This is a genomic window from Streptomyces sp. NPDC012474 (assembly GCF_042955185.1).
Lineage (GTDB): Bacteria > Actinomycetota > Actinomycetes > Streptomycetales > Streptomycetaceae > Streptomyces > Streptomyces cahuitamycinicus.
Window position 1 is genome coordinate 87,090 of the sequence record NZ_JBIBEP010000010.1, and the last position, 20,107, is coordinate 107,196.

At 70.9% G+C, this 20,107-nt stretch carries 14 protein-coding genes; 9 read left to right on the forward strand and 5 right to left on the reverse strand.

The annotated features are described in order from the left end of the window. The first annotated feature begins 573 nt into the window (after positions 1-573). The 6 genes from ACFY9S_RS22510 (at position 574) to ACFY9S_RS22535 (ending at position 9,809) form a co-directional block, all read left to right on the forward strand. Positions 574-2,493: a glycogen debranching N-terminal domain-containing protein gene (locus tag ACFY9S_RS22510; protein WP_391131327.1), complete on the forward strand. Its 1,920-nt coding sequence runs from the start codon at positions 574-576 to the stop codon at positions 2,491-2,493. 129 nt (positions 2,494-2,622) lie between these two features. Next, complete coding sequence (locus tag ACFY9S_RS22515; protein ID WP_102912022.1) at positions 2,623-3,381, forward strand: NUDIX domain-containing protein; 759 nt, start codon at positions 2,623-2,625, stop codon at positions 3,379-3,381. Between the two features lie 132 nt (positions 3,382-3,513). Next, positions 3,514-5,805, forward strand: coding sequence for an ATP-binding cassette domain-containing protein (locus ACFY9S_RS22520; RefSeq protein WP_391131329.1), 2,292 nt, complete (start codon positions 3,514-3,516; stop codon positions 5,803-5,805). 161 nt (positions 5,806-5,966) lie between these two features. Further along, a complete protein-coding gene (locus ACFY9S_RS22525) occupies positions 5,967-6,854 on the forward strand; it encodes a FadR/GntR family transcriptional regulator (protein ID WP_180989536.1) in 888 nt (295 codons plus the stop codon). Positions 6,855-7,280: 426 nt separating this feature from the next. Continuing rightward, positions 7,281-8,822 (forward strand): RNA polymerase sigma factor, encoded by a 1,542-nt coding sequence (locus ACFY9S_RS22530; protein ID WP_391131331.1) that lies wholly within the window; start codon positions 7,281-7,283, stop codon positions 8,820-8,822. Positions 8,823-8,960: 138 nt separating this feature from the next. Continuing rightward, positions 8,961-9,809, forward strand: a complete 849-nt coding sequence (locus ACFY9S_RS22535; RefSeq protein ID WP_391131332.1) for a trypsin-like serine protease — start codon at positions 8,961-8,963, stop codon at positions 9,807-9,809. A 114-nt stretch (positions 9,810-9,923) separates the two neighbouring features. On the opposite strand, the gene ACFY9S_RS22540 is transcribed toward ACFY9S_RS22535, so the two are convergent. After that, positions 9,924-10,148: a hypothetical protein gene (locus ACFY9S_RS22540; protein WP_102909239.1), complete on the reverse strand. Its 225-nt coding sequence runs from the start codon at positions 10,146-10,148 to the stop codon at positions 9,924-9,926. Positions 10,149-10,589: 441 nt separating this feature from the next. On the opposite strand from ACFY9S_RS22540, the gene ACFY9S_RS22545 reads away from it, so the two are divergent. The 3 genes from ACFY9S_RS22545 (at position 10,590) to ACFY9S_RS22555 (ending at position 15,221) form a co-directional block, all read left to right on the forward strand. Further along, positions 10,590-12,713, forward strand: coding sequence for a DNA gyrase subunit B (locus ACFY9S_RS22545; RefSeq protein WP_391131334.1), 2,124 nt, complete (start codon positions 10,590-10,592; stop codon positions 12,711-12,713). Between the two features lie 358 nt (positions 12,714-13,071). After that, positions 13,072-13,632 carry a DUF485 domain-containing protein gene (locus ACFY9S_RS22550; RefSeq protein WP_391131335.1) on the forward strand — a complete coding sequence of 187 codons (561 nt, stop codon included), beginning with the start codon at positions 13,072-13,074 and terminating at the stop codon, positions 13,630-13,632. Then, on the forward strand, positions 13,629-15,221 hold the full coding sequence (locus tag ACFY9S_RS22555; RefSeq protein WP_391131337.1) for a cation acetate symporter: 1,593 nt from the start codon (positions 13,629-13,631) through the stop codon (positions 15,219-15,221). The genes ACFY9S_RS22550 and ACFY9S_RS22555 overlap by 4 nt, the downstream gene beginning before the upstream one ends. Before the next feature lie 73 nt (positions 15,222-15,294). On the opposite strand, the gene ACFY9S_RS22560 is transcribed toward ACFY9S_RS22555, so the two are convergent. The 4 genes from ACFY9S_RS22560 to ACFY9S_RS22575 form a co-directional block, all read right to left on the reverse strand. Then, the gene (locus ACFY9S_RS22560; RefSeq protein WP_391131339.1) at positions 15,295-15,975 is read right to left on the reverse strand and encodes a response regulator; all 681 of its coding nucleotides are present in this window, start codon (positions 15,973-15,975) and stop codon (positions 15,295-15,297) included. Next, complete coding sequence (locus ACFY9S_RS22565) at positions 15,975-17,648, reverse strand: ATP-binding protein (protein ID WP_391131341.1); 1,674 nt, start codon at positions 17,646-17,648, stop codon at positions 15,975-15,977. The genes ACFY9S_RS22560 and ACFY9S_RS22565 overlap by 1 nt, the downstream gene beginning before the upstream one ends. Before the next feature lie 111 nt (positions 17,649-17,759). Then, positions 17,760-18,704 (reverse strand): sucrase ferredoxin, encoded by a 945-nt coding sequence (locus ACFY9S_RS22570; RefSeq protein ID WP_391131343.1) that lies wholly within the window; start codon positions 18,702-18,704, stop codon positions 17,760-17,762. 53 nt (positions 18,705-18,757) lie between these two features. Then, positions 18,758-20,017, reverse strand: a complete 1,260-nt coding sequence (locus ACFY9S_RS22575) for a citrate/2-methylcitrate synthase (protein ID WP_391131345.1) — start codon at positions 20,015-20,017, stop codon at positions 18,758-18,760. Positions 20,018-20,107 lie beyond the last annotated feature (90 nt).

Below are 20,107 nucleotides of genomic sequence, written 5' to 3' on the forward strand. Positions count from 1 at the left end.
CGTGACTCGGAGGACGGTCGCGCCGTTCACCTGAGTGGCGGTACGGCCGGACGGGCCATGACGCCGCACTGCCCCTGCCCCGCCGGACCTCTCCGGCACCGGCGCCGAACCCGATCGAGGCGCACCGAGCGCAGAGGAAGCCACCCCATGCAACAGCCGACTCCGCCCGCCGCCGACGACCGTCGCCCCCAGGGTGGCCCGCCACCTCTCGGACCCGGCCTCGGCCCGCCGGGGGCAGGGGCTCCGCGGGCGGGGGACCAGGTCGTCCCTCCGCGGCCGGCGGCACGTCTCGACGGATACGGGCCGCGGTTCCCCGGCAGCACGTCGTACCCCCCTGCACCCACCGGACCCGACTCGCGCCCGCCCTCGTCACCCCGTCCGGGCCGATCGTCTCCCCGATGGGCGGGCCAGCACCGTCGCCCGGGTGCGGGGTCGGGATACGGCTCAGTCGCACCGCCCTCTGCCCAGGGACGGAATCCCTCATCCGGGGGGCACACGTCTGCGCCCCCGCCCCGGGGAGCAACCATCCCTGGACTGCGCTGGTCCGCCGACCTGCCCCCCGCCCACACCGCGATGATCTGTGTCGCCCTCCCCGGACTCGCCATCTCGACCGAGGAAGGGCAACTGACCGGCCGTGGACTGGAGGGGTTCTACCGGGCCGGCCGACGCGTGCTCTCCCGGTGCGAGATCCGCGTCGCAGGACGCGAACCCCTCGCGGTACAGGCCCGGATGGCCTCGGCCGACCGCGCCAGGTTCGTGGGCACACTGCGCACGTCACCCCAAGCAGGCCCGGACCCGGACGTGATCGTGGAACGCAACCGCTTCGCTGACGGCACGGAGCGGATCACCCTGCACAGTGCGGCTTCCCGCCCGTTGCGGCTGCCGGTCGAGATCGTCCTGGGCACGGACCTCGCCGATCTCGGGACGATCGCCTCCGGGAGTGCCGGGCCCGAACTCCCCGCCAGCGTCCACGGCTCCGGCCTGCGCTGGTCCTGCGCCACCGGCAACGCTTCCGTCACGGCCGAACCGCCTCCCATGGACGCCCTTGCTTCGAGCGGGCTGCTGCGGTGGGAGCTCGACCTGCAACCCGGTGGCAGCAGAACCGTCGAACTGCGGGTGCGGCCGGACGGTGCAGGGCCCCTCCGAGCCGTGGGACGAGCGGCGACCAGCCCGCTGGCCGCCGCGCATGCGGAGGGTGACGACCTGAGAGTCCCCGAGCTTCTGCGGACGAGCATCGAGGACCTCCAAGGCCTCCTCCTGCGTGATTCCGCGAACCCCGCCGACACCCACCTCGCGGCCGGGGCACCCTGGCGTTGCGGTCTGGCACCTGCCGACGCGCTCATCGCCGCCCGGATGGCACTGCCGCTCGGCACCGGCCTCGCCGCGGGAACGCTGAGGATCCTCGCCCGGACACAACTCCCCGGACCGGGAGCACAGTCGGGAATGCTTCCAGGCCCCAGACGGGACGCCGGGCCGTATCTTCCGCCGCAGTGCACCGGAACAGAGGCCACCCTGCTCTTCCCCGCCCTGCTCGCCGAGGCTCGCCGCTGGGGTCTTTCAGAACAGGACACGGAAGAGCTGCTGCCCGCCGCCGAGAGCTGCCTGACCTGGCTGCGGACCACCGTGGGTGACGGCCCGTACCTGCACGACGCGAACCAGGGCGGGCCCGTCCGCTGCGAGACACAAGCCCACGCCCACCGTGCCGCGCTGCTCGGCGCCGACCTCCTCGACGCTTGCGGCCGGGAGGGGGGAGCGCCACTCCGGCAGTGGGCGCAAACCCTGCGGACCGCATTCCGAGACGACTTCTGGATCGAGGACCGCGGGGGCGGCCGGCCCGCGGCAGCCCGCCGGCCCGACGGCAGCCTGGTGCCCCACCTGGGCGCCGCCGCCGTGCACCTCCTCGACACGGGTCTGCTGGGCGGGGGCGAGTCGGCACCCGGCCTGCTCGACAAGGCCCGGACCGAGCACCTCGCCCGCCTGCTCGGCAGCCCGGTCATGGATTCGGGGTGGGGCTTGCGCGGCCTGGGCGCGAAAGAACCGGGATACAACCCGTTCGGCCACCGGGCAGGAGCCGTAAGGGTCCAGGAGACGGCGCTGGCCGTAGCGGGACTGGCCGCCGCCGGCTACGAGAAGGAAGCGAACTCGCTGCTGCGCGGCGTACTCGTGGCTGCCGAGACCTTCTCCTACCGCCTGCCCGAGATGTACGCCGGGGAGCAGCGTACGGAAGGGGGCGCTCCGCTCCCGCACCCGGCAGCCTGCCGCCCCGCTGCCACAGCGGCGGCTGCCGGAGTCCTGCTGCTGACCACCCTCGCCGGTGTCCGCCCCGACGCCCCGGCCGGGACGGTCACCCTTCGTCCCGTGCGCAGTGCGCCCCTCGGGGAGATCGGATTCACGGGGCTGCGCGTGGCAGGTGCCCCGTTCTCCGTGCGGGTCAGCCGGCTCGGACTCGCCATGGTCGAGGAGGCCGCCGACGAGCTGCAACTGGGGGTGTGACGTGCGACGACGTGCCACTTCAGGACCGGAGGGCAGCGGGTGCAGGCCATACCGGACCGAAGTGGATCAGTAAGCGACCGGACTGGCGAAGGGAGTGTTTATCGTCAAGCAGACGACTATGATCGCCGCATGCCCTACGACCCGTCAGCGTTTCCGCCTTTCGCCGTCACCGTGGACCTGGTCGTGCTGACCGTGCGCCGTCATGCCCTGTGTGCGCTGGCGGTACGCAGGGGTGAGCCGCCGTTCCAGGGGCGCTGGGCGCTCCCCGGCGGTTTCGTACGGGCCGATGAAGACCTGGCGCAGGCCGCGGCACGCGAGCTGGCCGAGGAGACGGGACTGCGCGTCCACGACCCGTCCGTCCCGGCGCAGGACAACGGCGCGCATCTGGAGCAGCTCGCCACCTACGGAGATCCCAAGCGCGACCCCAGAATGCGGGTCGTCAGCGTCGCGCATCTCGCTCTCGCCCCCGACCTGCCCCCGCCCAGAGCAGGCGGGGACGCCAGCAACGCGAGGTGGGCCCCGGTCGAGGAACTGTTGCAGCAGGGCGGCTACGGGCGTGACACCGAGCCGGTCGCGCCGCTCGCCTTCGACCACGCGCAGATCCTCGCGGACGGAGTGGAGCGAGCCCGCTCCAAGATCGAGTACTCGTCGCTGGCCACCGCCTTCTGCCCGCCCGAGTTCACCGTCGGGGAACTGCGCCGTGTCTACGAGGCGGTGTGGGGCGTGGCGCTCGACCCGCGTAACTTCCACCGCAAGGTCACGGGCACACCCGGATTCCTCGTTCCCACCGGTGGGACGACCACCCGCCAGGGCGGACGCCCGGCCCAGCTCTTCCGTGCCGGTGGCGCGACGCTGCTCAACCCCCCGATGCTGCGCCCAGAGGTGTGAGTGGAGGCCCGGACGCGTACGGCGCCGGGCCCGGAACTCGACTCGCCCCCAGCCCGGTCGTGGTGAGGGTCCTGCCTGAGGCGAGCCTTGCGGTGACCGAAAAACCGGACATAGCGCGCTATCTTGCTGCGGATGATCCAGGCCTTCGGATTGACCAGCAACCCCCGCAGAGAGCTTCCGCCGGCAGCCGACGACGTCTCCTTCGAGGCGAGGGCGGGCCGCATCACCGTGCTGCTCGGAGCGCCGGGCGCCGGCAAGACGACGGTTCTCAGACTCATGCTCGAGCTTCAACCGGGTCGCGGCATCACCCACTTCCGAGGCCGCCCCCTGCACCGCATCGCTCACCCCTCGCGTGAGGTCGGCGTGTTGCTGGGCGACGTGCCGGGGCACCCGGCCCGCACCGTCCGCAGTCACCTGCGCATGTTGTGCGCTGCCGCCGGAGTCCCGGTCCGGCGTGCCGATGAAGTCCTGGAGGCGGTCGGGCTCGTGAGCCTGCGCGACGAACGCCTCGGCACCCTCTCCCGCGGCATGGACCGCCGCCTGGGCCTCGCCTGCGTCCTCTTGGCCGACCCGCACACCCTCGTCCTCGACGATCCGGCCGGCGGACTGTCCACTCGTGAGAGCACTTGGCTGCACGGCATGTTGCGCGCCCACGCGGCCCAGGGCGGCACGGTCCTTCTCACCACAACCGACCCCAAGGGGGCCGCGCGCATCGCTGATCGCGTCGTCACCCTGGAACAAGGCAGGCTCGTGGCCGACCAGGAGGTCGCGGAGTTCTCGCGCACCCGCCTCCGCCCCCGTGTCGCCGTACGCAGCCCGCATGCGGCCCGTCTGGCAGCTCTCCTGGCCAAGCAGGCCCGCACCTCACAGCGCTCCGTCGAGGTCGTCCGAGAGAGCGGCAACCGCCTTTCGGTGTACGGCGGTACCTGCGCGGACGTCGGCGAGATCGCCTTCCGCCACGGCATCGTGGTTCATCAACTCGCCGACGAAATCGGAGACATGGGGCCAGGCGCGGGCCTCCCTCGGGCAAGTGGGCCGTATGGCCGCAATCTCGCCGCATCGGAGCGCTTGACCGGCGCGCACCGGACGGCCCGTGCGCCCCGGCCCGCAGGAGCAGCATCGTCTCTCGATCCGTCGAGACCGTTCGAGACCGACCCCACGGCCTTTACGACCGAGCCGCGGCCCACGCTTGAGCCGGGGGCTGCGTCAGGCGCATCAGAACAAGGTGCACCGGAGCGATGCGGCCCAGAACAGGGCGCATCAGAACAAGGTGCGCTGGAAGAAGGCGCACCAGAGCAATGCGCACCAGAGCAATGCGCGTCAGAACAGGGCGCACCCAAGCAAGCCGCGGAGTCGTCGCCCTCCTCCGCAGATCCCGCGGTCGTCTCCGGCGAGCCACGGCCCACGCTGGAACCGCGATACCCCAGGGGCGCGCCGGAACCGGTCACAGACGAGCCATCGCCTTGCTCCGGGCATCCGCACCCTGCCGCCGAGCCGCAAGAACTCCTGGACACCTCCTCGATCAACCAGTCAGGCAACTGTCCTCTGGAGACCGCGCCCTCCCTGCCGCCCACGCTGCTCCCTGCCGGCAGCCGCGCAGCTCGCACGCTCGACGCCCTGCCCCCTCTGCCGCCCCCCATCTCCGTCCGCCCGGCCCCGAGCCCCCTCCGCCCCCTCCGCTACGAGATCCGCCGGGCCGCCGGTATCGGCACGGGGTTCCTGACCGGGGCCGTCGTGCTCGCCGTGTCCGCGGTGACCGCCGTCGTGCTCGCACGCATCGGGCACACCCCTCAGCCGCGCCTGCTGGCCGCATGGCCGCGGGAGCTGCCCCTGCCGCCCGCGGCGCTCGGCGCTGGACTGCTCGGTGCGCTGGCGTTCGGCGACGAGTTCCGCCATCCCGCCCTGGCGGCGGACCGCGGAACCGTGCCCCGCCGGCTGGGACTGCTGGCGGCCAAACTGCTCGTCTCCTCGGCCACCGCGCTGGTACTGGCCGTCCTGACCGTCGGCTGCGACGCCGAAGTGCTCTATCTCGTCTACGGACGGGAGCTCGCCCAGGTTCCCGCCGACTGGCTCCCCATGAGTGCGAGCTGGATCGGGCTCGTGGTCGGCTGCGCCTGGGCCGGCGTACTCGCAGCAGGTGTCTTCCGGTCCGCCACCGCCGGACTCGCCGCCGTCGGCGCCGTCCCCCTCCTCGTCGTACCCGTCGTGCACCAGCTCGTGAACGGACCGTCCGTGCGAACCGCGGCCGGACTGCACGTGCGGCTGCGAGAAGCCCTCCTGCCGCGATGGCCCTTCGGGGGAGAGCGCTACCTGGAGGCCGCGCTCGAGGTGATCTCCCAACCCGTGGGCGGCGCGCTGACGTTGTCGCTCACCGCGCTGCTCTGCGCGTATCTGCTCACAGGCCTGCGCACCCGATTCCGGTGACGACTGTCCGTAACCCTTGATCCGGCCATGCCCACAACTCCCCGCAGAACGCCCATTTCTTTCCGATAAGGCGTCAATTGCGACGGGGTGAGCGATCACCCTTTCGTGTGCTTTTCACCAAAGACCTCAAGGGAGTTGGAGACGAGGCCGACAAAGGATGCGTGAGTACCCTTGCGCACACCATGATGACCGCCGCCCGCTCCGCTGACTCCGGCCTCGCGAGCCCGGGCGGACTCGACCGCTACCCGTACGCCGAGGCGCCCGCCGTCGACCGCGTCGGGCTCCCTGCCTGGGACGGCGGGGACCCCGAGCTGGGCCGTGTAGGCCGACGCGCCGCGGGCAGCCGCGGACGCGGGCTGCACGGCCAACTCGTTCAGCAGCTCGGTCAGATGATCGTCTCCGGCGACCTGGGTGCCGATCGCCCGCTGGTGCCCGAGGAGATCGGTCAGCGCTTCGAGGTCTCCCGCACCGTCGTCCGCGAGTCGCTCCGCGTCCTGGAGGCCAAGGGCCTGGTGAGCGCCCGTCCGAACGTCGGCACGCGCGTGCGCCCCGTCAGCGACTGGAACCTCCTCGACCCGGACATCATCGAGTGGCGGGCCTTCGGGCCGCAGCGCGACGACCAGCGCCGCGAGCTGAGCGAGCTGCGGTGGACGATCGAGCCGCTCGCCGCCCGTCTCGCAGCCGGGCACGGGCGCGAGGATGTCCAGCAGCGTCTTGCTGACATGGTCGAGATCATGGGGCACGCGATGGCCCAGGGTGATGCGCTCACCTTCTCCCGCGCCGACTCGGAGTTCCACTCGCTGCTCATCCAGGTCGCGGGCAACCGCATGCTGGAGCACCTCTCCGGCATCGTGTCCGCGGCCCTTCAGGTCTCGGGCGGCCCGATCGCGGGCTGTGACCGGCCGAACGAGGCGTCCCTCGCGCACCACGGCCGTATCTGCGACGCCCTCGCCGCCGGCGACGGGGCGGCGGCGGAGGCGGCCATGCGCCAGCTCCTCACGGTCCATCCCGAGGTGGAACGGGTCGTGCCCGCCCCGCGCGAGCACTGACCGAGTTCCGCGGGCGGCCCGGCCGGGTGTGCCACCCCCCTCCTGTGGCAGTGCCCGATCGCTGATCCGCCTCCCGTCGGACCTCGTGGGATCCCTGTGATCCTGCGGGGTCCGACGGCGCGAAGGGGTCGAGACCCGGCGGGGCGGCCGAGGTCGTACCATATATGCCACCTTCTGTCAGTGTCTGACCATTTTTGTTCGCTTACGGGGTGTGACTCGGGCCACGCGGATTGGGCGTAACGCTCGCGGGAAGAACGCGATGACCTAAGAGGTGACAGCCGCGGAGGGAATACGGACGCCGTTCACGGCGCTGTGCATCTTCCCGGCCCCCGCCCGCGCCGTCGGCCCATCCCCAAGCCGGTGGTCGGCTCCTGTCCTCTGTGGACGGGGCCGGAAGCCGTTTTCCAACGTTCCGAGAGGTTGTTCGTGTCGGCCAGCACATCCCGTACGCTCCCGCCGGAGATCGCCGAGTCCGTCTCTGTCATGGCGCTCATTGAGCGGGGAAAGGCTGAGGGGCAGATCGCCGGCGATGACGTGCGTCGGGCCTTCGAAGCTGACCAGATTCCGGCCACTCAGTGGAAGAACGTACTGCGCAGCCTCAACCAGATCCTCGAGGAAGAGGGTGTGACGCTGATGGTCAGTGCCGCAGAGCCCAAGCGCACCCGAAAGAGCGTCGCAGCGAAGAGTCCCGCCAAGCGCACCGCCACCAAGACGGTCGCGGCCAAGGCGGTGACCACCCGGAAGGCCACCGCCACCGCCACGCCGGCGGCGCCCGCCGCCGAGCCGGCCGTCGAGGAGGAGGCACCCGCCAAGAAGGCGGCTGCCAAGAAGACGACCGCCAAGAAGGCGGCCACGAAGAAGACCGTCGCCAAGAAGACGGCGGCCAAGAAGACCGGCGCCAAGAAGGACGACGCCGAAGTCCTCGAAGAGGAGGTGCTCGAGGAGGCAGCCCCCGCCAAGGCCGGTGATGAGCCCGAGGGCACCACCGAGAACGCGGGCTTCGTGCTCTCCGACGAGGACGAGGACGACGCGCCCGCCCAGCAGGTCGCCGCCGCCGGAGCCACCGCCGACCCGGTCAAGGACTACCTCAAGCAGATCGGCAAGGTCCCGCTGCTCAACGCCGAGCAGGAGGTCGAGCTCGCCAAGCGCATCGAGGCCGGGCTGTTCGCCGAGGACAAGCTGGCGAACGCCGACAAGCTGGCCCCGAAGCTCAAGCGCGAGCTGGAGATCATCGCCGAGGACGGCCGCCGCGCCAAGAACCACCTCCTGGAGGCCAACCTCCGTCTGGTGGTCTCCCTGGCCAAGCGCTACACCGGCCGCGGCATGCTGTTCCTGGACCTCATCCAGGAGGGCAACCTCGGTCTGATCCGCGCGGTCGAGAAGTTCGACTACACCAAGGGCTACAAGTTCTCCACGTACGCCACCTGGTGGATCCGTCAGGCGATCACCCGCGCCATGGCCGACCAGGCCCGCACCATCCGTATCCCGGTGCACATGGTCGAGGTCATCAACAAGCTCGCGCGTGTGCAGCGCCAGATGCTCCAGGACCTGGGCCGCGAGCCCACCCCGGAGGAGCTGGCCAAGGAGCTCGACATGACCCCCGAGAAGGTCATCGAGGTCCAGAAGTACGGCCGTGAGCCCATCTCGCTGCACACCCCGCTGGGCGAGGACGGCGACAGCGAGTTCGGTGACCTCATCGAGGACTCCGAGGCGGTCGTCCCGGCCGACGCGGTCAGCTTCACACTCCTGCAGGAGCAGCTGCACTCCGTCCTGGACACCCTGTCCGAGCGTGAGGCGGGCGTCGTCTCGATGCGCTTCGGCCTCACCGACGGCCAGCCGAAGACCCTCGACGAGATCGGCAAGGTCTACGGCGTCACGCGTGAGCGGATCCGCCAGATCGAGTCCAAGACCATGTCGAAGCTGCGCCACCCGTCCCGTTCGCAGGTGCTGCGCGACTACCTCGACTGAGCAAGGTTGTACGACACGGAAGGCCCGGTTCCCCCAGGGGGGCCGGGCCTTCCGCGGTGTCGCTTCGCCGCGGGTGCGGGGTTCCGCGAGGTGGATCACTCTGGGTGTCCCACAGACACCACTGAGTGAGGAGTGTGTATGCGTCGCCGACTGGCTCGAGCTCTGGTCCTGCCGCTGGCCTTGGCGGCCGCGGTCCCTGCCCTGTCCATGAGCTCCAGCGCCCCTGTGGCGGCTGACAGTGTGGTCATAGGTGGATTCCCTGTCGAGGCGTCCCAGAGCCCGTGGACGGTGGCCCTGTCCAGTCGTGACCGGTTCGGGGGTATGCGCGCGGGGCAGTTCTGCGGGGGTGCGGCGGTCGGGCCCTCCATCGTGCTCACCGCGGCCCACTGCCTGGACGAGGAGGTCCTGGGCGGGCCGCCGGAGCGCGTGCGGGACCTCAAGGTCATAGCCGGGCGCACAGACCTGCTCTCGGGCCGCGAGGGTCAGGAGATCGCCGTGCGCCGTACGTGGGTGAACCCGGCCTACGACGGTGTCAGCAACGCCGGGGACTTCGCCGTGCTCACCTTGGCCGAGCCGCTCCGGGGCGACTCGGCCATCAGCATGGCGGCCGACGGTGACCCCGCGTACACGGCCGGTGAGACGGCGACGGTGTACGGCTGGGGCGATACCTCGGGCACAGGCGAGTACCCGGACGGTCTGCGGGCGGCACGCGTGCGCGTGCTTCCCGACGCACTGTGCGAGGAGGCGTATCCGGGCGGCGAGAGCGGCACCTATGACGCCGCGAGCATGCTGTGCGCCGGGGAGGCCGAGGGGGGCCGGGACGCCTGCCAGGGCGACAGCGGAGGGCCCCTGGTGGCACAGGGACGGTTGATCGGGCTCGTGTCCTGGGGGATCGGCTGTGGTCGGGCCGGCAACCCCGGTGTGTACATGCGGGTGTCCGACATCATGCGGACGCTCGACTGGGCACGGGCTTCGACGGGTGTCTGAGGCGTCCGGCGTGGGCCGATGCGGAGACGAGGACGGGCGGTTGCCTCTGGTGACCAGAGGCAACCGCCCGTTCACCGGCCTGTGCCGGGCTGGCTCGTCGTAGGACGCGAGGCGTCAGCGCTCTTCTTCGGCGGCGGGAGCGGACGTGAGCCGCTCCGTCTCGTCCTGTATCTCAGCGGCGATCTTCTTGAGTTCCGGCTCGAACTTGCGCCCGTGGTGGGCGCAGAAGAGCAGCTCTCCGCCGCTGAGCAGTACGACGCGCAGGTACGCCTGGGCGCCGCAGCGGTCGCAGCGATCAGCGGCCGTCAACTGGCTCGCGGGGGTCAGAACAGTAGTCACGTCGCCTCTTCTCTAGCTCGACGAGCTGTCGTACCAGGGTCAACATCCAACCAGCCCCAAAACGTTCCCGCTCGTGGCTTTTCCTCGAAAGAATCTTTGCGAGGCGGCTGTCTGCTGCCGGTTGGCGGCGAATGTGCCGTATTGCGTGTCTATGTGTCTTACGGGCTTCGCGTCGTATCGGTGGTCGGTCCTCCCGGCTGGGTTGCCGGTTGTTCATGAGGACGTGCCCGGAGCCTAAATGGTTCATGCCTGGAAGGGAACGTGATGTGTACTTCACTCCATCGAGGGATCGAACGCGCATGCGAGTGTGGACTAGCCTGAGTTTCCGACGAGGGTGGCGTTACAACGGCTCTACCAGGCCTGGGTACCCTCTCACCGGTGACCGAAGCCGCGCCCTTACCCACGAGGGCCCCATCTGAAATTCAGCGAGGAGCGAACCGCGTGACCGCCGAGACGTCCGTGCCGTCCACAGCTCTGCTGGCAGGAGCCGACCGGGACGGTTCCAACTACACCGCGCGGCACCTGCTCGTCCTCGAGGGGCTCGAGGCCGTGCGCAAGCGCCCAGGTATGTACATCGGGTCGACCGACAGCCGTGGCTTGATGCACTGCGTCTGGGAGATCATCGACAACTCCGTCGACGAGGCCCTGGGCGGGTACTGCGACCACATCGAGGTGATCCTTCAGGACGACGGATCCGTCGAGGTCCGGGACAACGGCCGGGGCATCCCGATCGACGTCGAGCCCAAGACCGGCCTCTCCGGTGTCGAGGTCGTCATGACCAAGCTGCACGCCGGCGGCAAGTTCGGCGGCGGCTCCTACGCCGCCTCCGGCGGTCTGCACGGCGTGGGCGCCTCCGTGGTGAACGCCCTGTCCGCCCGGCTGGACGTCGAGGTGGACCGCGGTGGTCACACCCACGCGATCAGTTTCCGGCGCGGTGTCCCCGGCGCCTTCGCCGGGAACGGCGCCGAGGCCAGGTTCGAGGCCAAGAGTGGCCTGCGCAAGGCCAGGAAGATCCCGAAGACCCGCACCGGCACGCGCGTGCGGTACTGGGCCGACCGCCAGATCTTCCTCAAGGACGCCAAGCTCAACCTGGAGACGCTGCACCAGCGCGCCCGCCAGACCGCGTTCCTGGTGCCCGGCCTGACCATCGTCGTGCGCGACGAGTACGGGCTCGGCGAGGGCGGCAGCAAGGGTGAGGAGTCCTTCCGCTTCGATGGCGGAATCAGCGAGTTCTGCGAGTACCTTGCGAACGACAAGCCGGTCTGCGACGTCCTCCGCTTCTCCGGGCAGGGCATCTTCAAGGAGACCGTCCCCGTCCTCGACGACCACGGCCAGATGACGCCCACCGAGGTCACCCGCGAACTCGGCGTGGACGTCGCAATGCGCTGGGGGACGGGCTACGACACGACGCTCCGGTCCTTCGTCAACATCATCGCCACGCCCAAGGGCGGCACCCACGTCGCGGGCTTCGAGCAGGCCGTGGCCAAGACGATGAACGAGGTGCTGCGCGCCAAGAAGCTCCTGCGCGTCGCCGAGGACGACATCGTCAAGGACGACGCCCTGGAGGGCCTGACCGCGGTCGTCACCGTGCGTCTCGCCGAGCCGCAGTTCGAAGGCCAGACCAAGGAGGTCCTCGGGACCTCGGCGGCCCGCCGCATCGTGAACAACGTGGTCACGAAGGAACTCAAGGATTTCCTGACGTCCACCAAGCGGGATGCCGCCCAGCAGGCCCGGGTCGTGATGGAGAAGGCCGTCGCCGCCGCGCGCACGCGTATCGCCGCCCGGCAGCACAAGGACGCGCAGCGCCGCAAGACGGCCCTGGAGTCCTCCTCGCTGCCCGCCAAGCTGGCCGACTGCCGCAGCGACGACGTCGACCGCAGCGAGCTGTTCATCGTCGAGGGAGACTCCGCGCTCGGCACGGCGAAGCTCGCCCGGAACTCCGAGTTCCAGGCGCTGCTGCCGATCCGCGGCAAGATCCTCAACGTCCAGAGGTCGTCTGTGACGGACATGCTGAAGAACGCCGAGTGCGGCGCGATCATCCAGGTCATAGGAGCCGGCTCGGGCCGGACCTTCGACATCGACACAGCCCGCTACGGCAAGATCATCATGATGACCGACGCCGATGTCGACGGTTCGCACATCCGCACCCTGCTGCTGACGCTGTTCCACCGCTACATGCGGCCCATGGTCGAGGCCGGCCGGGTCTTCGCCGCGGTGCCGCCGCTGCACCGCATCGAGATCGTCCAGCCGAGGAAGGGCCAGGACAAGTACGTCTACACGTACTCGGACCGCGAACTGCGTGACACGCTCATGGAGTTCCAGAGCAAGGGCATCCGCTACAAGGACTCGATCCAGCGCTACAAGGGTCTCGGTGAGATGGATGCCGACCAGCTGGCCGAGACGACGATGGACCCGCGTCACCGCACCCTGCGCCGGATCAACCTCTCCGACCTGGAGGCCGCCGAGCAGGTCTTCGATCTGCTCATGGGCAACGATGTGGCGCCGCGCAAGGAGTTCATCTCCAACTCGGCGGCGACGCTGGACCGGTCGCGGATCGACGCGTAGCCGCCGCGCCGGGCTGCCGCCGGGACACGGCCGGGTCTCACGCCCGGTCGGCAGCGGCCCGGCCTGCATATGGATCTCCGCGGCGTCACGACGCCCGGCACGCACTCCCCAAGCTCTCGGCTGCGCGCTCGAGCAGGGGACCCCCCTGCCGCACGTCGAGCAGGGGACCCCCAGGCCGCACGCACGGCGCGAAGGGCCAGGTGGCTCCGCCACGTGACCGTTCGCGGCGCACGCCGATCGCACGCACCAGACGCCGCTCCTTCCTCCACGGATCCATCAGAAGCCCCTAGTCACCTGATGGGGTGAAGTGTGAAGGGAAGAAGAGTCGGGGATCTTCCCGTTCTGTCCATCCTTGGGCATGCAGCCAAGCAAGGGCCGTCCCCGCGGCGCCGGGGCCGACCAGGAGAGCCGGGCCGAGCCTCTCGACGGCCACGCCCCGGTCCCGGCCGAGGAGGCCGGACAGCTCAGGTACGACGATCCCTGGTACGACGCCCTCGCCTCCGGCTGGGGCGAGTCGTCAAGCGACGGGGCGCAAACTCAACCGATGGTTCCGACGGCACGGACGGAGGGCGAGACGAGGGCAGCGGCGGCCGACGTGTACCTGGAAGTCCAGCGCAGTGCGGCCTTTCAGGAAGTGCGGCGGCGGTACCGGAGGTTCGTGGTGCCGGCGTCCGTGGCGTTCTTCGCCTGGTACGTGGGCTACGTCGTGACTGCCACGACGGCACCGGAGCTGATGGCGCGACCCGTGGCGGGAGCGATGAACGTCGCGATGGTGGCAGGGCTCGGGCAGTTCCTGTCCACGTTCCTGCTCACCTGGGCCTACGCGCGGCACGCGCGGCTGCGCAGGGACCGAGCCGCACTCGAACTGCGGTGGGACACACAGGAACTGACACGTGGCGTGAGCGGTGGTGGGTCGTGACGGGGGAGCATCAGACGCTGGCGTTGCTGCTCTTCAGCGCCTTCGTCGCGGTCACGCTGGGAATCACCACATGGGTCAGCCGCAACCGGCGCGGCTCGGCGGAGGAGTTCTACGCGGGCGGGCGGCTCTTCTCCCCCATGGAGAATGGTTTTGCCATCGCGGGTGACTACATGTCGGCCGCCTCCTTCCTGGGGGTGACCGGTCTCATCGCGCTGTTCGGTTACGACGGGCTGCTGTATGTCGTGGGCTTCCTCGTGGCGTGGCTGGTGGTGCTGTTCCTGGTCGCCGAACTGGTCCGCAACTGCGGCCGGTTCACCCTCGCCGACGTCGTGGCGGCCCGGATGAGGGAACGGCCGGTACGGATCGCGGCGGGAACCTCCTCGGTCACGGTTTCCGTTCTGTATCTGGTGGCGCAGATGGTCGGCGCGGGCAGCCTGGTGGCGCTGCTGCTCGGAGGCACGAGCGACGCGGCCCGCGCCTGGACGGTCATCGGTGTGGGCGCTCTCATGGTGATCTACGTGTCGCTGGGAGGGATGCGCGCGACCACCTGGATCCAGATCGTCAAGGCTGTTCTGCTGCTCGGCGGCACCATCGCTTTGACGGTGCTCGTCCTGATGCGCTTCCACGGCGACCTGAACCGGTTGTTGCTCACGGCAGCCGAGCGCAGTGGGCACGGCGGGGCGTTTCTGGCGCCGGGGCTGAAGTACGGCGGGGACTGGACCGCACGCTTCGACTTCATCAGCCTGGGGCTGGCTCTGGTGCTGGGTACGGCAGGACTGCCGCACATCCTGTCGCGCTTCTACACCGTGCCCACCGCGCGCGCCGCGCGCCGCTCGGTCGTCTGGGCCGTCGGACTCATCGGCGGCTTCTACCTGATGACGATCGTGCTCGGATTCGGTGCGGCCGCCATCCTGGGGCCGGACGCGGTACGCGGTTCGAACGCGGCCGGGAACACGGCGGTTCCGCTGCTGGCGCTCGACCTGGGTGGTGGTGCGGGATCCACCGGCGGGACGGTTCTCTTCGCGATCGTCGCCGCGGTCGCCTTCGCCACGATCCTCGCCGTGGTCGCCGGCATCACGCTCGCGTCCTCGGCGTCCGTGGCCCACGACCTGTACGCCTCCCTGCGGCGCCGGGGCGCGATGCCGCGCAGCGAGGTGGCGGTGGCCCGGATCGCGGCCGTCGGCGTCGGAGCGGTGGCGATCGCGCTCGGTCTGCTGGCGCGGGACCTCAACGTGGCGTTCCTGGTCGGTCTGGCGTTCGCCGTCGCCGCGTCGGCGAACCTGCCGGTGCTGCTCTACTCGCTGTTCTGGCGCGGCTTCACCACACGGGGTGCCGTGTGGGCCGTCTACGGCGGTCTGGTCCCGGCCGTGGTGCTCGTGGTGCTCTCACCGGTGGTCTCGGGTGGCCCCGACTCGCTGTTCCCGGGCATCGACCTCCAGTACTTCCCGCTGCAGAACCCGGGTCTGGTCTCGATCCCCCTCGGCTTCCTCGCGGGCTGGCTGGGCACGGTCACCTCGACGGAGACACCGGACGAGGTCAAGCACGCGGAGGCGGAGGTGCGGTCGCTGACGGGTGCGGGAGCGGCGTAGAGGCGGTGCCTTCGATGCCACGGTCGGAACGCAGCCGTCACCGAGTTCGTGACAACGCCGACGGGCTGTCGCCTCAACCGCGGGTCGCCCACTCATAACGGTGTTCAGGGCGGCCCGCGTCGCCGTACTTGAGGGTCAGCCTGGCCCGTCCTGTTCGTTCCAGGAGCTTCAGGTAGCGCTGGGCGGTCTGTCGGCTCACTCCGGTCCGCTCGGCGATCTCCTGAGCGGACAGGGGCCCGTCCGCGTGCATCAGGGACTGGCGGACCAGCTCCGCGGTGGTGGGGGAATGACCTTTGGGCAGGTCCGGCTCCGACGACGCCGACAGGGCCCCGAAGATGCGGTCCACCTCGGCCTGTTCCGCCTCTCCACCGCCGTCCAGGGTGCGGCGCAGCTCCGCGTAGGCCTCCAGCTTGGCGCGCAGGCCGGCGAAGGCGAACGGCTTGACCAGGTACTGCAGTGCGCCGTGCCGCATCGCCGCCTGCACGGTGGAGACGTCCCGGGCCGCCGTCACCATGATCACGTCGGTCTGGTCCCCGCGCCGCCGCATCTCCTGGACGACCGAGAGCCCCGTCGCATCCGGCAGGTAGTGGTCCAGGAGCACCAGGTCCAGCCGGGGCAGCGTCTCCAGCCGGTGCAGCGCCTCCCCGGCGCTGTGGGCCTCTCCGGCGACATGGAAGCCCGGTACTTTCTCGACGTAGGCGGCGTTGACCCGCGCGACTCTCATGTCGTCGTCCACGACCAGGACCTCGATCATCACGACCCCTCCTCGACGGTCTGCGGTGCGGACGGCACGGTCGACACGGCCGGTTCGGGACCCGTCCCGGCCAGCGCCTCGGGCAGTACGACGGTGAACTCCGCGCCTCCGCCGTGCGCCTCGCCGACCGTGGCGCTGCCACCTTGCCGCTCTGCCAGCCTGCGCACCAGGGAGAGTCCGATACCCCGCTCGCGGTGGGCCGGCGGCTTCTTCGTGGACCATCCCGTGGTGAAGACCAACTCACGGTGCTCCGGCGGGATTCCCGGCCCTGTATCGCGCACCCTGAGGATCGCCGTACGCCCCTCGGCGCGCAGTTCGACCTCCACGCGCGCGTGCGGCTTGCCGGCCACGGCGTCGAGGGCGTTGTCCACCAGGTTCCCCACGACGGTGACGAGCCCCTGCGGGTCGACCAGCCGGTCGGGCAGCCGGGTCCGGTCCGACACCCACAGGGCGACGCCCCGCTCGGCCGCGACGGTCGCCTTGCCGACCAGCAGGGCGGCCAGCAGCGGATCCTCGATCCGCTCGGTGACCTGCTCCGCTGTGGCCCGGTGGTCGCCGACCACCTCGCCGACGAAATCGACGGCGTCGTCGTACATCTCCAGTTCGAGCAGCCCCAGAAGCGTGTGCATCCGGTTGGCGTGCTCGTGGTCCTGGGCGCGCAGGGCGTCGATCAGACCGCGAGTGGAGTCCAGTTCGCGGCCAAGCTGCTCCAGCTCGGTACGGTCGCGCAGCGTGGCCACGGCGCCGCCGTCGTCGGTGGGCATGCGGTTGGCGACCAGCACCCGTTGGCCGCGCACGGTGAGCAGATCCGTGCCGGTGACGCGTCCGGCCAGCACATCGGCCGTACGGCCCGCGCCGAGCGCCTCGTCGGGAGAACGGCCGACCACTGCTTCCCCGATGCCCAGCAGGCGTTGTGCCTCGTCGTTCACGAGGCGGATGCGGCCGGCGCGGTCGAGGGCGACGACGCCCTCCCGGATGCCGTGCAGCATCGCCTCGCGTTCCGACAGGAGCGCCGCGATGTCCGAGAAGGCCAGGTCCCTGGTCTGCCGGTGGACCCTCCGGGAGATGAGCCACGCCGCCAGCGCGCCCACGGCCAGGGCACCGCCGGCATACGCGAGCAGCCCCGGGATCGCGTGGATCAGCCGGGCCCGGACGCTGTCGTAGGCGATGCCGACGGAGACCGCGCCGATGACGGTGCCGTCGCTGTCGCGCAGCGGCACCTTGCCCCGGGCGGAGCGGCCCAGGGTGCCGCTGTCGATCTCCATGACCTCCTTGCCGGCCAGGGCCTGGCCGGGGTCGGTCGAGACGATGCCGCCGATCTGCTTGGGGTCCGTGTGTGACCAGCGCACGCCCCGCCAGTCCATCACCACGATGTACTCGGCCTTGGTGGCCTTCCGGATCCGCTCCGCCTCCTGCTGCACCGGGCCGTGCGGCGAGGGCGGCGTGTCCCGCAGGTCCTTCGCGAGATCCGGCAGCTGCGCGGTCGTCTGCGCGATCGCGAGCGCGCGGCGCATGGCTTGGTCGTCGAGCTGGTTGCTGAGGGGTGCGAGGAACAATCCGGTCGCGAGCACCGCGACTCCCGCGGCGATCGCCACCTGCATCAGCAGCACCTGCGAGAACACCCGGCGGGGCAGGCCGAGGCGCAGGCGGCGCGCGGGGGGAGTGGGGCTCATACCCAAGACCGTACGTGCGGCCGGCCGCCAGCCCTAGGCGGGTGTGGCGTGGATCTCCGGATCAATGTGTGCAGAGGCGGCGTCAATGTGTGCCGGAAGCGAGCCGGACGCTCAGCTGGCCAGTGCCGTGGCCACCCTCACCTCGTGCACGGCCACCACGTCCATGCGTGCGGGGGAGCCGAGGACGGATGCCCCGCAGCTCTCGGGGCGGGGCGGCAGGGCCGTGCCCTGGGCCACGTCGACCTGCCAGCGGCGTCCGTCGGCGTGCGCGACGGTCACTTCCCAGCGCGGGGCCGCGCCGGAGGTCCGGACGACGCTCAGGGCCTGGGCGTCGTATTCGCCGACTCTGGTGCGCACGGCGAGCTCGGCGGCCTGTCCGGGCCGGTCCCAGGCCGAGCTGCCCCGGCACCCCTCCACGACGATCCGCCCCTCACGGGCGCCGTGCAGGACCTCCTTGAGGGAATGGGCCTCTGCCCGGCCGTACGCGTATCCGTACGGCAGCACGAGCACGGTGGGGGAGAAGCGGTGACCACCCAGATGGGTGACCTCCCAGACGCCCTCGACTCCCGACGTCGCCAGCTCGGCCGCGAGGGGCCGGCCCAGGAGGGCGCAGCAGCGGTCGCGCTTGCCGTTGGTGCAGACGAGGGCGAGCGGGTCACCGTCGTGGGGCCGGCCGCCGAGCACCGCGCCGAACGAGCGGTGGTCGCCCCGGCCGAGTGCGGCGAAGTCGAGGCCGAGCAGCTCCCCGGGGTCCGAGGTCGAGGCGCTGTGCAGCCATACGTTTCCCGGGACGACGTGCGCGGCGTACACCCGGCGCGCGGCGGGCATGCGGCGGTCCGCGTGGCGCCCGGGGCGGCGGATGAGCGCGATCCGTACGCCCGTGTCCTTGGCGGCGGCCTCCAGGGCACGCCCCAGGGCGGGGTCCAGGTGGCTCGAAGTGAGCGCCTTGGCGCCCCACGGACCGGGCTGTTCCAGCAACAGCCAGGTCCTGGCGGTGGCCGCGGTTCCCGAAACGGGCTCGGCGAAGTCCCGGGAGACGCTTGAGCACGTACTCACAGAGGTGAGCCTAACCTGACTTCGGTCGTGGCGGCTTTCGGGTCCGGCCTGCGCTACTCCGGCAGTGGCTGCGGCGGCTTCGGACCTGCGTAGAGACCGCTCGGGCGCATCCGCAGCGGGCGCTCGCCGTACTCCTCCAGGGCGTGGGCGATCCAGCCCGCCGTCCGGGCCACGGCGAAGATCGTCTCGCCCGCGCTCGGGGCCATGCCGCAGGACGCGGTGAGCACGGCCAGGGCCAGGTCCACGGTGGCGTGCAGGGGGGCGTGACGGGCGGTCGTCTCGACGATGTCGCGGGCGGCGAGGAGAGCCGGCTCCGCGCGCGGGATCTGCTCCAGGAGAGCGAACAGGGCCCGCGCGCGTGGATCCTCGCCGTGGTAGAGCCGGTGTCCGAGGCCCGGGATGCGGCGGCCGGCGCGCAGTTCGTCCGCGATCACGGATGCAGAGTCGCCCCGGTCGAGCACGTCCTGCAGCAGCCGGTGCGCGTGCCCACTGGCCGCCCCGTGCAGCGGGCCCTCGATCACGCCCAGCCCGGCGGAGACCGCCGCGTAAGGGTGGGCACGGGCCGACGCGGCGACGCGCACGGCGAGAGTGGAGGCGGCCAGGTCGTGGTCGACGAGGAGCGCGAGGGCGGTGTCCAGGGCGCGCAGGGAGGCCTCGTCGGGGTCCTTGTGCACCGACAGCCGGGACCACAGGCGACGTGCCAGAGGGCCCTCGTCGCGGCGCTGGTGACCCGCCGGCGGCAGAGCGGCCACCAGCGTGGGAATGAGGGTGCGCGCGGTGCCGAGCACGGCGCTCTCGGAGAGGTCGAACCGCAGTGGATCCGCGGTAGCGGCGGCGATCGTCGCGACCCTCAACAGGTCGGCGGGAGCGGCGTGCTCCGGCAGCGCGTCGACGGCGCGGCGGGCGACGGCGACGGATGCGGAAGGCGCGGTGAACGTGCTGCCCGGCAGCATCCGGCCGGTCCACAGCCACTCGGCGACCTCCTCGTAGGTGTGCCGGGTGGCCAGGTCGACCGCGTCGACACCGCGGAAGAAGTAGCGGTCGCTCTCGATGAGCGTGATGCGGGTGCGGACGGACAGCTCGCCGCCGGAGCCGGAACTGCCGACGCTCTCCCGCCTGTTGCGCCGGGCGAGGGACTCGACCTCCCCGGCGTCGAAGGTGCTGCCCCGGCCGCCGCTCACCCGTCGGCTGCTGAGCTGGCCGCGGCTCACGTACGCGTACACGGTCTCCGGCTTCACGCCGAGCAGCTCGGCGGCCTCCTTGGTGGTCAGCCGCCGTTCCGTGTCCTGGGGGGCGGGTTCTTGATCGCGCATGGGGGTCACCGTATCCGTCTGGCGGATCATTGATTAATGTATTGACTCAATCAATATTGACAGACATTTAGTCAATCATGGACAGTCGAA

Bases quoted from the DNA above. Each gene is read 5' to 3' on its own strand.
- ACFY9S_RS22510 (WP_391131327.1), top strand. From the start codon at position 574: ATGATCTGTGTCGCCCTCCCCGGACTCGCCATCTCGACCGAGGAAGGG.
- ACFY9S_RS22515 (WP_102912022.1), top strand. From the start codon at position 2,623: ATGCCCTACGACCCGTCAGCGTTTCCGCCTTTCGCCGTCACCGTGGAC.
- ACFY9S_RS22520 (WP_391131329.1), top strand. From the start codon at position 3,514: ATGATCCAGGCCTTCGGATTGACCAGCAACCCCCGCAGAGAGCTTCCG.
- ACFY9S_RS22535 (WP_391131332.1), top strand. From the start codon at position 8,961: ATGCGTCGCCGACTGGCTCGAGCTCTGGTCCTGCCGCTGGCCTTGGCG.
- ACFY9S_RS22550 (WP_391131335.1), top strand. From the start codon at position 13,072: ATGCAGCCAAGCAAGGGCCGTCCCCGCGGCGCCGGGGCCGACCAGGAG.
- ACFY9S_RS22560 (WP_391131339.1), bottom strand. From the start codon at position 15,975: ATGATCGAGGTCCTGGTCGTGGACGACGACATGAGAGTCGCGCGGGTC.
- ACFY9S_RS22565 (WP_391131341.1), bottom strand. From the start codon at position 17,648: ATGAGCCCCACTCCCCCCGCGCGCCGCCTGCGCCTCGGCCTGCCCCGC.
- ACFY9S_RS22575 (WP_391131345.1), bottom strand. From the start codon at position 20,017: ATGCGCGATCAAGAACCCGCCCCCCAGGACACGGAACGGCGGCTGACC.